At 34.7% G+C, this 13,281-nt stretch carries 13 protein-coding genes; 10 read left to right on the top strand and 3 right to left on the bottom strand.

Features of this window, described 5'->3' with window-relative positions; genetic code table 11:
- The first annotated feature begins 41 nt into the window (after positions 1-41).
- From gltX to HCW_RS04685, 8 genes are all read left to right on the top strand, one after another.
- Positions 42-1,361, top strand: a complete 1,320-nt coding sequence (gene gltX, locus HCW_RS04720) for a glutamate--tRNA ligase (protein WP_014661081.1) — start codon at positions 42-44, stop codon at positions 1,359-1,361.
- On the top strand, positions 1,358-1,651 hold the full coding sequence (locus HCW_RS04715) for a YggT family protein (RefSeq protein ID WP_014661080.1): 294 nt from the start codon (positions 1,358-1,360) through the stop codon (positions 1,649-1,651). Before gltX ends, HCW_RS04715 begins: the two co-directional genes overlap by 4 nt.
- 10 nt (positions 1,652-1,661) lie before the next feature.
- Positions 1,662-3,359, top strand: coding sequence for a lytic transglycosylase domain-containing protein (locus HCW_RS04710; protein WP_014661079.1), 1,698 nt, complete (start codon positions 1,662-1,664; stop codon positions 3,357-3,359).
- Positions 3,356-4,177, top strand: a complete 822-nt coding sequence (galU, locus tag HCW_RS04705; protein ID WP_014661078.1) for a UTP--glucose-1-phosphate uridylyltransferase GalU — start codon at positions 3,356-3,358, stop codon at positions 4,175-4,177. The genes HCW_RS04710 and galU overlap by 4 nt, the downstream gene beginning before the upstream one ends.
- A 3-nt stretch (positions 4,178-4,180) precedes the next feature.
- Positions 4,181-4,591, top strand: coding sequence for a hypothetical protein (locus HCW_RS04700; RefSeq protein ID WP_014661077.1), 411 nt, complete (start codon positions 4,181-4,183; stop codon positions 4,589-4,591).
- Positions 4,592-4,593: 2 nt separating this feature from the next.
- Complete coding sequence (gene murA / locus HCW_RS04695; protein ID WP_014661076.1) at positions 4,594-5,862, top strand: UDP-N-acetylglucosamine 1-carboxyvinyltransferase; 1,269 nt, start codon at positions 4,594-4,596, stop codon at positions 5,860-5,862.
- A gap of 69 nt (positions 5,863-5,931) precedes the next feature.
- The gene (gene aspA, locus HCW_RS04690) at positions 5,932-7,344 is read left to right on the top strand and encodes an aspartate ammonia-lyase (RefSeq protein WP_014661075.1); all 1,413 of its coding nucleotides are present in this window, start codon (positions 5,932-5,934) and stop codon (positions 7,342-7,344) included.
- Positions 7,345-7,389: 45 nt separating this feature from the next.
- Entirely contained in the window at positions 7,390-7,980 is a 591-nt protein-coding gene (locus HCW_RS04685) for a uracil-DNA glycosylase family protein (RefSeq protein WP_043902795.1), read from the top strand.
- A 21-nt stretch (positions 7,981-8,001) separates the two neighbouring features.
- Here HCW_RS04685 and rny read toward each other — a convergent pair whose 3' ends face one another.
- Both rny and HCW_RS04675 read right to left on the bottom strand, forming a co-directional pair.
- The gene (rny, locus tag HCW_RS04680) at positions 8,002-9,516 is read right to left on the bottom strand and encodes a ribonuclease Y (RefSeq protein WP_014661073.1); all 1,515 of its coding nucleotides are present in this window, start codon (positions 9,514-9,516) and stop codon (positions 8,002-8,004) included.
- Complete coding sequence (locus tag HCW_RS04675) at positions 9,494-10,156, bottom strand: 5-formyltetrahydrofolate cyclo-ligase (protein ID WP_043902629.1); 663 nt, start codon at positions 10,154-10,156, stop codon at positions 9,494-9,496. Before HCW_RS04675 ends, rny begins: the two co-directional genes overlap by 23 nt.
- A gap of 102 nt (positions 10,157-10,258) precedes the next feature.
- Between HCW_RS04675 and HCW_RS04670 the strand changes: the two genes are divergently transcribed.
- Both HCW_RS04670 and ftsY read left to right on the top strand, forming a co-directional pair.
- On the top strand, positions 10,259-10,825 hold the full coding sequence (locus tag HCW_RS04670; protein ID WP_014661071.1) for a hypothetical protein: 567 nt from the start codon (positions 10,259-10,261) through the stop codon (positions 10,823-10,825).
- Between the two features lie 6 nt (positions 10,826-10,831).
- Complete coding sequence (ftsY, locus tag HCW_RS04665) at positions 10,832-11,725, top strand: signal recognition particle-docking protein FtsY (RefSeq protein WP_014661070.1); 894 nt, start codon at positions 10,832-10,834, stop codon at positions 11,723-11,725.
- Positions 11,726-11,929: 204 nt separating this feature from the next.
- Here ftsY and HCW_RS04660 read toward each other — a convergent pair whose 3' ends face one another.
- Positions 11,930-13,183, bottom strand: a complete 1,254-nt coding sequence (locus HCW_RS04660) for a glycosyltransferase family 4 protein (RefSeq protein ID WP_014661069.1) — start codon at positions 13,181-13,183, stop codon at positions 11,930-11,932.
- Positions 13,184-13,281 lie beyond the last annotated feature (98 nt).

The raw sequence follows: 13,281 nt of genomic DNA, 5'->3' as shown, positions 1-13,281 counted from the left end.
AGTATAATTACAAATCATTTTCTTTATTAAAGGGTTTTTTTATGCTTCGTTTTGCGCCTTCGCCTACAGGAGATATGCATATAGGGAATTTAAGAGCGGCTATTTTTAACTACATTGTGGCTAAACAACAAAACAAACCCTTTTTAATCCGCATTGAAGACACAGACAAAGAGCGAAACATTGAAGGAAAAGACCAAGAGATTTTAGAGATTTTAAAGCTTATGGGAATTTCTTGGGATAAATTAGTCTATCAAAGCCATAATTTAAATTATCATAGGGACATGGCAGAAAAATTACTTAAAGAAAGTAAGGCGTTTTTGTGTTATGCAAGCACGGAATTTCTAGAACAAGAGAAAGAAAAAGCCAAGAATGAAAAACGCCCTTTTAGGTATTTAGATGAGTGGGCGACTTTAGAAAAAGGTAATCATAATAACCCTGTTGTGCGTTTAAAAGCTCCGCAAAATGCCATGTCTTTTAATGATGTGATTAAAAAAGAAGTGAAATTTGAGCCTTATGAACTAGATTCTTTTGTGCTTTTAAGAAAAGATAAGAGTCCTACTTATAATTTTGCTTGTGCATGCGATGATTTGCTCTATGAAATTAGTTGTATTATTAGGGGCGAAGACCATGTGAGTAATACCCCTAAACAAATTCTCATTCAACAAGCTTTAGGTTCAAGTAATCCTATTACTTACGCTCATTTACCCATTATTTTAGATGAAATAAGTGGCAAAAAGATGAGTAAGAGAGATGAAGCATCAAGTGTGAAATGGCTCTTAAATCAAGGGTTCTTGCCGGTTGCGATTGTTAATTATCTTATCACTATCGGTAATAAAGTGCCTAAGGAAGTTTTTACTTTAGAAGAAGCGATAGAGTGGTTTAATTTAGAAAATCTTTCTAGCTCACCGGCGCATTTTAATTTGAAATACTTAAAGCATTTAAACCACGAGCATTTGAAACTTTTAGATGATGAAAAATTATTAGAACTTACCCAAATAAAGGATATTAGTCTCTTAGGGCTTTTAAGATTGTTTATAGAAGAGAGCGATACTCTTTTGGAATTAAAAGAAAAAATTTCGTTGTTTTTAGAGCCAAAGGATATTGTTAGAACTTATGAAAACGAAGATTTTAAAGAGCGTTGCTTAGTGCTTTTTAATGTTCTAAAAACTATGGATTTTCAAGCCTACAGCGATTTTGAAAGTTTCAAAAAAGATAGCATGAATTTAAGTAAGCTTAAGGGTAAGGACTTTTTCAAACCTTTACGCATTCTTTTAACCGGGAGCTCACATGGCATTGAATTACCTTTGATTTTTCCTTATATTCAAAGCCATTGTAAAGAAATCTTAAGGCTCAAAGCATGATATTTTCAAGTTTATTGAATGCAAGCGCAACCATTTTACATGGTTTGATTACAGCGTATGTATGGGTAGTTATTATTTATTCACTTCTAAGTTTTGTGCAACCTAATCCTAATAACCCTATCGTGCAGATTTTATCTCGCTTGTGTGAGCCGGTGTTTTATTTCTTGCGTTCTAAATTCAAGCTTGTGTATAATGGATTAGATTTTGCTCCTTTAGCGGTGATTATTATCTTAAAATTTTTAGATTTGACCTTGATTGAATGGCTTTTTGCTCTCGCTCAAAGTCTTTAAAAGAATATTTATGCGCATTATTAAATTTTATCCATTTTTATTTTTATTTACTATCTCAATCAATCTTGGGCTTTCTAAGCCTCGTTTAAGTCTTAAAGATTTAGAAAAAAAGCCTGCTGGAATTGCTAGAGACTACTACTTATGGCGCTATATTAGCGACAAAAATACAAGTTTAGAAAACGCCAAAAAAGCCTATGAATTAGCCCAAAATAAGAATAGTGCCTTACAAAAGGCTATGCATGAAAAAGGCTTAGAAAATTTAGAAAAAAACCCTAATGTCAAAATGCCAGAAGATATTCATTGCAAGCAAATTGCTTTAGAAAGTTTATTAGAAGAGATAGATACCCTTCAAACAAGCTGTATTGCTATAGCCTTAAAATCAAAAATTAGAGATTTTGATAAAATCTCTCTTGCAATCCTCAAACCTTTGCAAACAAAAATCAAAGAATCCTATCCTATTCTTTATCAAGAATTAAATATTCTACAAGATAAAGATATTAGTGCCTCTATGTTTAAGGCTAATGCACAAGTTTTTAGCGCCCTATTTAACCACCTAAGCTATGAGCAAAAGCTTAAAATTTTTGAAGAACCTATCCCCATTAAAGAATTAAATCGCCTTTTAGATGAAAATTATTCAGCCTTTAATCATCTTGTCTATAAGATTGTCCTAGACCCTAAATTGGATAATTTTAAAGAGGCTTTAGCCAAAAGTAATGCCACTCATAGTAATGCCCAAACTTTTTTCATTCTAGGAATCAATGAGATTTTAAGAAAAAAACCTCAAAGAGCCTCAAAATATTTTGAACGCTCTGAGATTGTAGCTAAAGATGATGCTTTCTTAAGAGATAGAGCTATTTTTTGGCAATATTTAGTCCATAAAAAACGAAAGATTTTAGAGCGCCTCTCAAAAAGTCAAGCGCTTAATCTCTATAGTATTTATGCTAGCCATGAACTCAAAAGCTCGCCTAATTATCGCATTATTTCAAATATCCAAAATTTAAGCAAGAAAAATCCCCCCTTTAATACCTATGACCCTTTTTTATGGCAAAAATTTAAAACTTATGCTTTGAGTTTGCAAGATGAAAATGCTTTTAAAAATACGCTCAAAAGCTTACATTATAAAAAAAGCGCCCCCGAGCTTACTTATCTTTTGAATGAGCGCAATAAAGATAAGCTCTATTACTATCTCTCTCCTTATGAGGGTATTATTGAATGGCAAAATAACGATGAAAAAGCGATGGCTTATGCGATTGCTAGACAAGAAAGTTTCTTACTTCCAGCACTCATTTCTCGCTCTTTTGCTTTAGGGCTTATGCAGATTATGCCCTTTAATGTAGAGCCTTTTGCCAAAAGTCTTGGAATTAATAATATTGATTTAGATGATATGTTTAATCCTAATATTGCTTTTAAATTTGGTAATTACTATTTAAACCACTTAAAAAAAGAATTCCCTCACCCCCTTTTTGTGGCTTATGCTTATAATGCAGGGCCTGGTTTTTTAAGAAGATGGTTAGAAAGCTCTAAACGCTTTAGTGAAAAAAATCGCTTTGAGCCATGGCTTAGCATGGAGCTTGTGCCTTACAATGAAACACGCCTTTATGGCTTTAAAGTCATAGCTAATTATTTGATTTATCAAGAAATTTTTGGCAATTTTATTCCTGTTGATGCATTTTTACAACAAACTCTTAACTTAAAGGATAAAAAATGATTAAAAAATGTCTTTTTCCTGCTGCTGGTTATGGCACACGCTTTTTACCCATTACTAAAACTATCCCCAAAGAAATGCTCCCCATTATAGACAAACCCCTAATGCAATATGCTGTAGAAGAGGCTATGGAGGCAGGTTGTGAGGTAATGGCAATTGTTACAGGACGAGGCAAACGCAGTTTGGAAGACTATTTTGATACAAGCTATGAGTTAGAACATCAAATCCAAGGCACAAGCAAGGAAAATGCCCTAGAAAGCATTCGTAATATTATGAAAAAATGCCGTTTTTCTTATACACGCCAAAAGCAAATGAAAGGTCTAGGGCATGCGATTTTAACCGGTGAAACCCTCATAGGCAATGAGCCTTTTGCAGTGATTTTAGCCGATGATTTATGTGCTAGTCATAGTAATCCTGCTGTTTTAAAACAAATGAGCGAACTTTATAAAAAATATCAATGCTCTATTGTGGCTATTGAAGAAGTAGCGTTAGAAGAGGTTTCAAAATACGGCGTGATTAAGGGCGAATTACTAGAAGAAGGCGTGTATGAGATAAAAGATATGGTTGAAAAACCTAACCAAGAAGATGCCCCAAGCAATTTAGCTGTCATAGGACGCTATATTCTAACCCCTGATATTTTTGATATTTTGCGTATTACTAAACCCGGCAAAAATAATGAAATCCAAATTACAGACGCTCTTTTAACTCAAGCTAAACAAAAACGCATTATTGCCTATAAATTCAAAGGTAAGCGTTATGATTGTGGGAGTGTTGAGGGCTATATTGAGGCAACTAATGCCTATTATCAACAACGCTTATAAGTCATGGGAAGTTTAAATTATTATCTTTATCTTTATTTAGGGCTTTTTATTTGTTTAATCCCTATTTTATTGCTTGGACTTGCTTTAAGATTTGCTCTAGCACCTACCAAAACTAAATCTAAAGCCAATCAAATTCCGACTTTAGAGTCCTTGCACCAACAAGTTAAGGGGATTAAAAATGAAAAATCCTTGCGTAATTGCCAAGAAACCTTTATTCAATATTTTAAGATTTGCCCTGAAGACAAATTGAATTTATGGCTAGAAGTTATACAAGAACTCATAGCATCAGAATTTTTTGAATTAGAAAATGCGATTAAATTTGGACAAGATTTAGAAACTACTAATCCTAATTACCAGCAAGAAATCTCTAATTCAGCAGGCTTAGCCCTCAAAAATAAGGAAAAAAAAGGATAAATTTGGATTTTTTAGAAATTAAAGGACAAAACCCCCTAAAAGGCACTATCAACATTTCGGGTGCAAAAAATTCCGCACTCCCTATTCTAGCTGCTACACTTTTAAGCCAACAAGAAGTTAAAATTAGCGCCTTGCCCCAAGTTGCAGACATAAAAGCTATGGCATTATTGTTGCAAAATTTGGGCGCTCAATTAGAATGGCTTGATTCTAACACGCTCAAATTGCAAGCTAATTCTATCACTCATACAGAGGCGACTTATGATTTAGTGCGTAAAATGCGTGCATCTATCTTAGTTCTAGGCCCTTTACTAACACGCTTTAAAGAATGTCTAGTAAGCTTGCCCGGAGGCTGTGCTATAGGAACTCGCCCTGTGGATTTACACCTAAAGGCTATGCAACAATTAGGAGCTGAAATCAAAATTGAGCAAGGTTATATCCATGCAAGCGCTAAAAAGGGCTTAATTGGCAAAGACATTTTATTTGATAAAATCACCGTTACAGGCACAGAAAATGCGCTTATGGCAGCAAGCCTAGCCAAAGGCACCACTCGCATTATTAATGCTGCCAAAGAGCCTGAAATTGTGCAATTATGTGAATTTTTACAAAGTGGTGGTGTAGAGATTGAGGGCATAGGCACAAGCGAATTAAAAATCAAAGGCACAGAAGGTGAGGCACTTAAGCTTAAAGATATTCAAATCATTCCTGATAGAATTGAGGCAGGCACTTATTTATGTGCTGGAGCCATTACTAATAGTCAGCTTAAAATCAATCAAGTAATACCTAATCATCTTCAAGCCATTTTAGATAAACTTCAAGAAATTGGTTTTAGTTTCAATATAGATAACAACTCTGTTGAGCTAATCCCTAGCCAAAAACGCCAAGCCTTTGAAATCACCACACAAGAATATCCGGGTTTTCCAACCGATATGCAAGCGCAATTTATGGCATTAGCCACACAATGCGAGGGAGCAAGCATTATTCAAGAAACCTTGTTTGAAAATCGTTTCATGCATGCAAGCGAGTTGCAAAGACTAGGCGCAAACATTAGTCTTAAAACCCATACCGCAACTATTAATGGCTCTACAGAGCTTACAGGAAGTGATGTAATGGCAACTGATTTAAGAGCCTCTTCAGCGTTAGTTCTAGCTGGTCTAGTTGCACAAGGGACTACAAAAGTGCATAGAATTTATCACCTAGATAGAGGCTATGAGAATTTAGAGGAAAAAATGCAAGCTTTAGGAGTAAAAATTAAACGCTTAAAAGAAAAGTAACTCAAAGTTTGATTATAATACGATGATTTTTATCAATCATTGTAATTAAATCCTTACAAGGAGTTTCTTATGCCAAAACGCATTGAACATGATTTTATCGGAGAAATGGAAATTAGTAATGATGTCTATTATGGCATTCAAGCTCTAAGAGCGAGTGAAAATTTCTTTATCACTAATGACAAGCTTTGTAGTTATCCTATCTTTATCAAAGCGTTTGCTCAAGTTAAAAAAGCGGCGGCTTTAACTAATGCCCAATTGGGTCTTATTGATGAAAAAATCAAAACCGCCATTTGTCATGCATGTGATTTATTGATTGATGGGCAATACCACGACCAATTTATTGTGGATATGATTCAAGGCGGAGCTGGCACTAGCACCAATATGAATGTGAATGAAGTAGTTTCTAACTTGGCTTTAGAATATATGGGGCATAAAAAAGGCGAATACGAATTTTGCCACCCAAATGACCATGTTAATCGTTCGCAATCCACTAATGATGCTTATCCTAGTGCTTTAAAAATTGCTATTTATGAGCGTTTAACCAACCTAGTTACACCTATGAAAACCTTGCGTGATGCTTTTTCTCAAAAAGCTAAAGAATTTGCCCATGTGCTTAAAATGGGGCGCACCCAACTTCAAGATGCTGTGCCTATGACTTTAGGACAAGAGTTTGAAACCTATGCTTTAATGCTTGATAAAGACATTGAGCAAGTTTTAGATGCTAGAAATTGGGTAAGAGAAATCAATCTCGGAGGCACTGCAATTGGAACAGGTATCAATTCACACCCTGATTATCGTATCCTTATTGAAAAGAAAATCCAAGAAGTAACCGGTCGCCCCTTTATTGTGGCTCATAATCTCATTGAGGCTACTCAAAGCACCGGAGCCTATGTGCAAGTAAGTGGGGTTTTAAAAAGGGTTGCGGTAAAACTCTCTAAAATTTGTAATGACTTGAGATTATTAAGTTCAGGCCCTAGGGCAGGATTAAACGAAATTAATTTACCTAAAATGCAACCGGGAAGTTCTATCATGCCGGGCAAAGTCAATCCTGTAATCCCAGAAGTAGTTAATCAAGTGTGCTTTGATGTAATAGGAAATGACTTGAGCGTAGCACTAGCAGCAGAGGGCGGACAATTACAATTAAATGTGTTTGAGCCTGTCATTGCTTATAAGCTTTTCCATTCTTTTGTGATTTTAGGGCGTGCTCTTGAAACCCTTGCAACTAAATGTGTGCAAGGCATTACAGCTAATGAAAAAATTTGTAGCGACTATGTGTTTAATAGTATTGGTATTGTTACCGCACTCAACCCCCATATTGGCTATGAAAAATCTGCATCTATTGCTAAAGAGGCCTTAAAGAGCGGTCGCTCTATCTATGACATTACTTTGGAAAAGAAAATCTTAACCAAAGAACAGCTAGATGATATTTTCAAACCCGAAAATATGCTTAACCCCCATACTTTCAAAAAACACAAAGACTAAAAGATTTTGGAACTTTTATACCTTAAAACCTTGCGCTCCCTTTATATGGAGCGTCTTTTGGGGGAGACTTATACTAATACTGCTTATAATCCCCTACCCACAAAGCCCTTTTCTAAAGAAGTGCATGAGAGTATTAGCACTTGCACGCTATGCAAACGCCATCAAGGCACAACCCCAATAAGTGGGTATTTTAATCCTAGCGCAAAGCTAACTTTCATTACACTTAGCCCTATGTTAGACAAGCAATTAAAATTTCCAACCAATTTAAAAGCCAATATGCTACAAAGCATTATCCAAAAAGTCTTTAATTATTCATTGAAAGATTGCAATATTCTTTCACTTCTTAAATGCGATTCTAAAACCCTAGATTTAGAACAAGAAATCAAAGCATGCTTGCCCCATTTAACATGGCAATTAGAAAAAAGCTCTTCAAAACTTCAAATTGTCTTTGGAGAAACTCCTTTATTTTATTTGCTCAATAGCTCTAAGAAAGAATCTTTTGGACGCATTATCTCAAGATATTCAAAAAATTTTCTTGCCACCTACGCTTTAGAAGATATGCTTAAAAACCCCTCACTCAAAAAAGAGGCATTATTACATTTTAAAACAGCAATAGAATTTTTAAATACCCCTTAAAATTCTTATTGACAAACCCTTTTAGTCATTATTCATCGTAGCAACAGCTTTAAAGCGACTTTCACGCACCACCTGAACGCTCACTTCGCCTAGATACTGCGAACTTTCTTCAATCTTTTTGGCAATTTGCTTAGCTATTAGCGGGACTTGATTATCCTTAATTTGATTAGCACGCACAATCACTCTTAATTCTCGCCCACTCTCCATAGCATACGCCTTTTCAACCCCCTTAAATTCCATAGCGATTTCTTCTAGGGTTTGCATGCGTTTAGCGTATTCTTCATCACTCTTTCTTCTTGCACCAGGTCTTCCTGCAGAAAGCGCATCAGCAGCACACACACTCGCACACTCTATACTCATAATCTCTTCATGCCCATGGTGAGCATAAATCGCATTAATAACCACAGGGTCTTCTTTATTACGCTTACACACCTCAGCACCCAAGCTTACATGATCAGCTCCTAGTTCGTGGGTTAGTGCTTTACCAATATCATGCAAAATGCCCGCTCTTCTTGCTAATTTCTTATCCCCACCTAATTGCTCAGCAATCAAGCCCGCTAAAAATGCCACTTCTTTAGAATGTTGTAAAGCATTTTGCCCAAAGCTAGAGCGATAGCGCATTTTGCCTAGTAAGATTTTAAGCTCATCTTCCATAGCTCCAAGCTCTAATTCTAGCACCACGCCATGCCCTTCAGATAGCATGTTCTTTTCCATGTTAGCAGAAACTCGCTGATAAACCTCTTCAATCCTATTAGGTTGGATACGCCCATCTTCTACTAAGATTTTTAAAACTTCACTAGCAACTTCACGCCTATAGATATTGAAACTAGACAAATAAATTGCCTTATCATCTTCGCCAATTTCCATATCTACACCGCTCACTTTTTTAAAGGTTTCAATATTTTTCCCCTCTTTGCCAATCACACGCCCAATATATTCTTGACAAGGCAACTCTACACGACTCATTAAATTTTCTATAGCATAATTACCCGCAAAACGAGCCGTAGCCTCTGCTAAAATTTCATAAGCTTTTCTTTTAGCCTCTTCCTTAGCCTCTTTTTCATAGCGTCTAATTAAAGCACTTTTTTGTGCTATCAATTCATTCTCTAATTGCTCTAAGACCATTGCCTTAATTTCATCTTTAGTATAACCAATATAATTAAGCATAACTTCTAAAGCTTTTTCTTGAGCCTCTTTACACTTGGTAGTTTGCTCTTTAGATATTTCTATTTCTTTTTCTAAACTCTGTCGTTGGACTTCAAGCTCTTTTTTTTCCTTATCTAAATAACGCCTCTCATCTCTTGCAAATTCTTTGTATTGCGCCTCTAAATGTTTTAAATGAGATTCTTTCTTTTCATATTTAACTTTAAGTTGCAATCTTTCATTTTCATATTTTTGCTGAAGTTGGCATTCTAAATTTTTCATGCGTGCCTCTTCAGCCTCAACAAAAGCTTTAGCTTGAAATTCCATAAGCTTAGCTTTAGCTGTAGCACCCTTTAAAAGTTCTTTTCCTTTAGCATGATAAATCCTTTTCATAATGAGATACACAATTAGAGCGGTTATCAAACAAGAAACAATGACTTCTAATGAAACATAAATTAATCCGTTGTGACCCATAGCGCACCTTTTGATTATTTTTTATTACGATACGAGGATTCACATAAAGATTAGCCTGAATATCATAAGTGTGCGTAAGAGGCTTTGATGCCATTATTAACTCTCTGCTTACAAACACTACCAAGGGTTGCTTTCTTTGGTTTTTTAACAACTTGGGCAAACTTCTATCATACATGCCAGCACCAAAACCCACACGCCTAAAATCCATATCCATTCCTAAAATAGGAACAATAATACAATCTAGTCTCCGCTTATAAAAGCAAGAGGGGCTTGGCTCATCAAAAAACTTCAAACGCCTTAAAGGCAATCTAAAAGGAGCGATGTCAAAACGCTCCCTACAAAGGCTGTTGGCTTGTTTTAAGCTTTGAGGCAACCACACACGCTTATTTAATTGTCTTAGCTTAAAGGCCAAAGGCAACAAATCAAGCTCATGCTTTAGAGGGCAATAAAGTAACACACTTTTATAGCGCTTGAGTTTAGGATATAAAAGCCTACAAACAAGCGCATCTCTAGTGGTTCTAACCCTCTTTAAGCGCTCTTTACAAAACTCTCTAAAAATCGCTTTAATGGTTATATTCCTTAAATTTTAAACATCTGCATTATAATACAAAATTAAGTTTCCATTTGTTAATTTTAATTTGTTCTTAAGGACACAACTATAATGAGAATTATTACTCCTCTATCTGTTATTTTTATTCTTGCTATTATGTTAATTTTTAATGCTTGCGAGACTTCTATAAGCAAGCCTAAAAAAACCATTGAAACACAAAAAGAGGTTTATACCTATAGATATGCCAAAGACCCCACTCAAAACATCTCTTTAATAGGCAATCTACATTCATTAGAGTTAAATATTTTAAATGAGAGCAAAACTCCTACTTTATTTGTATTAAGCGATTTGGAAGACCCACTTTTTAAAGATTATATTCCTGCTCTTAATTCTCTAAAAAGCACTTTTAAGGAGCGTCTTAATATTGTTGTATTGCTAAAAAACCCCTATCTTACTAACGAATTAGAGGCTTTTTTAAAGCGTTTTAAAATTTCTTTTATGCTTTTAAATCCTACTAGCCCCTCCTACTATAAGACCTTTTTAAAACAGAATAAGAGCCTAGAAAAAACTCCTAGCATGCTTTTATATAATTCCAAACACAAGCTTATAAACATTTATCAAGGTGTTGTGCCCGCTGAAATGCTTTCTTTTGACATCTCTAATTTATTGAAAGGCTAAAAGACAATGTTTAATTTTTTCAAAAAAATCGCTAATAAATTTAAAAGCGAAGATATAAAAACCCCTCTTGAAATCAAAAAAAGAGAGAGTATTCTTAAAGATGAGCTAGAAGAAATTCTTATTAGCTTTGACATTCAATACGACTTGATAGAGAGCTTATTAAAACATTTAAGCGACTCAATTACGCCTAAGCAATTAGAAGTCGCTTTATTGCGTTTTGTAAGAGGGGAAAGTTATTATGATAAAACCCGCCTTCAAACTATTAGCACAAAGCCCTTAGTGCATCTCATTGTAGGGGTTAATGGTGCAGGCAAAACCACTAGCATCGCTAAATTAGCCAAGCTCTCTTTAAAACAACATAAAAAAGTGCTTTTAGGGGCGGGCGATACTTTCAGAGCCGCTGCAGTTAAACAGCTCCAATTATGGGGCGAAAAGCTCAATATTCAAGTCATTAGCGCTAAAGAGGGCTCAGACCCAAGCGCTTTAGCCTATAACACCATAGAAAGTGCGATAGCTAAAAACATTGATGAAGTCTTTATAGACACCGCTGGAAGATTACACAACCAAACCAATCTCAAAAACGAGCTTTCTAAAATCGCACGCACTTGTTCTAAAGTCTTAAAAGACGCTCCTTTTTACAAATTTCTCATTTTAGATGGCACGCAAGGAAGTTCAGGACTCACTCAAGCTAAGATTTTTCATGAAACTCTAGCCTTAGATGGCGTGATTATGACTAAGCTTGATGGCACTTCTAAAGGCGGAGCGATTTTAAGCGTGCTATATGAGTTGAAATTACCTATTCTTTATTTAGGCATGGGCGAAAAAGAAGATGATTTAATCCCCTTTGATGAAGAACGCTTTATAGAAGACTTAGTTGATGCAGTGTTTATAGAACAATAGAATAAGATTTTTATCTCTATTCTAGCAAAGTGCAATAATTGAAATATTTAATTAATATAACTAGATATAAAAGAAAACTATTGGTTTTTTATAAAAAGAGAAAATCCTCTTTTTATAATCACATTAAATATTATTTGTTTTTTAAAAATACTTTTTTTAATGCAATGCTTTAACAGAAATATTTTTGATTTAAATAAAAACCACTCACATTGCCCTAGCCTCACTAACCATGCGCTTAATCAAAGCTAGGTGTTTTTGCAAAGACTTTTCCTCTGTAAATAAAAGAGCTCGTTTAGCGCCCTTAATGGCATAACTCTCTCTTAAAGTTTCATCTTCTAGTAATTCTTCTAGCGCATTTTTAATATCTTCTACATCATAAGGATTGCAATAATACGCTGCATTGCCCCCAATCTCTGGCATACAAGAAGTGCAAGAACTTAATACAGGCAAATTGCATGCAAATGCCTCAATCATAGGATAGCCAAAGCCCTCTTCTAAAGTCCCCCACCATAATAGTGTCGCCTTGCTATAAAGATAGCGCAATTCATCATCATTCACATACCCTAAATTAATAATAAAATCTTTTTCTAAAAATAAAGCTAATTCATCATTTTGCATGCTATGTGTGCCTGTTAGCACAATTTTAGTGCTAGATTTAATAGAGTGAGGAAGTTTTTCAAAAGCTTGAATGAGTCTTTTTGTATTTCTTCTAAAACTCTTATAACCTACTACAAGAATAAAGTTTTTAGGCAAATCAAAACAAGTTGTTTCTAAAAGTGGAGGGTTTTTAAAAATCTCTCTCACACCATGATAAATCACATGCACTTGATTTTCTTTAAAGCCTAAATAATTGATAATTTCTCGCTTAACATAGTGCGAAAAGCACACAATCTCATCAAATGATTTCATATGATTGGTTGAAAGTAGCACAGAATCAATATCCTTGCAAACTGATTTCATATGTGTATCCAACATAGTCTCATAATCATGTAAATGGTGCAAGTCATGGATACAAGCTAGGCGTTTTTTAGCCCTTAAGCCTTTAGTAGCAATAACTCCCGTGTAAGTATAAGGTTGCGGGCAGATAAATAAATCAATCATTTTACCTTTAGATAACTCAATATTGGAGTTTTGGTATTTCAAAGAAAGGTATTCTTTGTAAAGTCTTGTAGCATTTTTATGCAAATGTGGATATTTTTTGATAACATTCTTAATCTTGCTTTTAAAGCTCTGTGAATGATGATTAGCTGAACTTATCTTAGGAATTTTATTTTCTGAATATTCAAAAGAATCTTTTGTAAGCATGTCTTTGCTAATTATGGATTGCTTAGGACTTAAATTATAATAAAAATGCATATCCAACTCGCTCTCTTTTTGCAAAAAACTCCCCAACACATAGGTATAATACTCAATTCCTGTCAATGCCCTTTTTAAGACATTGCTTTCTAATAAAACCATCTTAGAATAAATCCTTTCAACCTTAAAATCAATGATTTAAATTATACACTTATACTATCAAAATGGTATAATTAAGAAATAAGATTATGCTTAAAGGC

This window comes from Helicobacter cetorum MIT 00-7128 (assembly GCF_000259255.1).
Taxonomy (GTDB): domain Bacteria; phylum Campylobacterota; class Campylobacteria; order Campylobacterales; family Helicobacteraceae; genus Helicobacter; species Helicobacter cetorum_B.
This window is presented reverse-complemented; position numbering and strand designations above follow the sequence as displayed.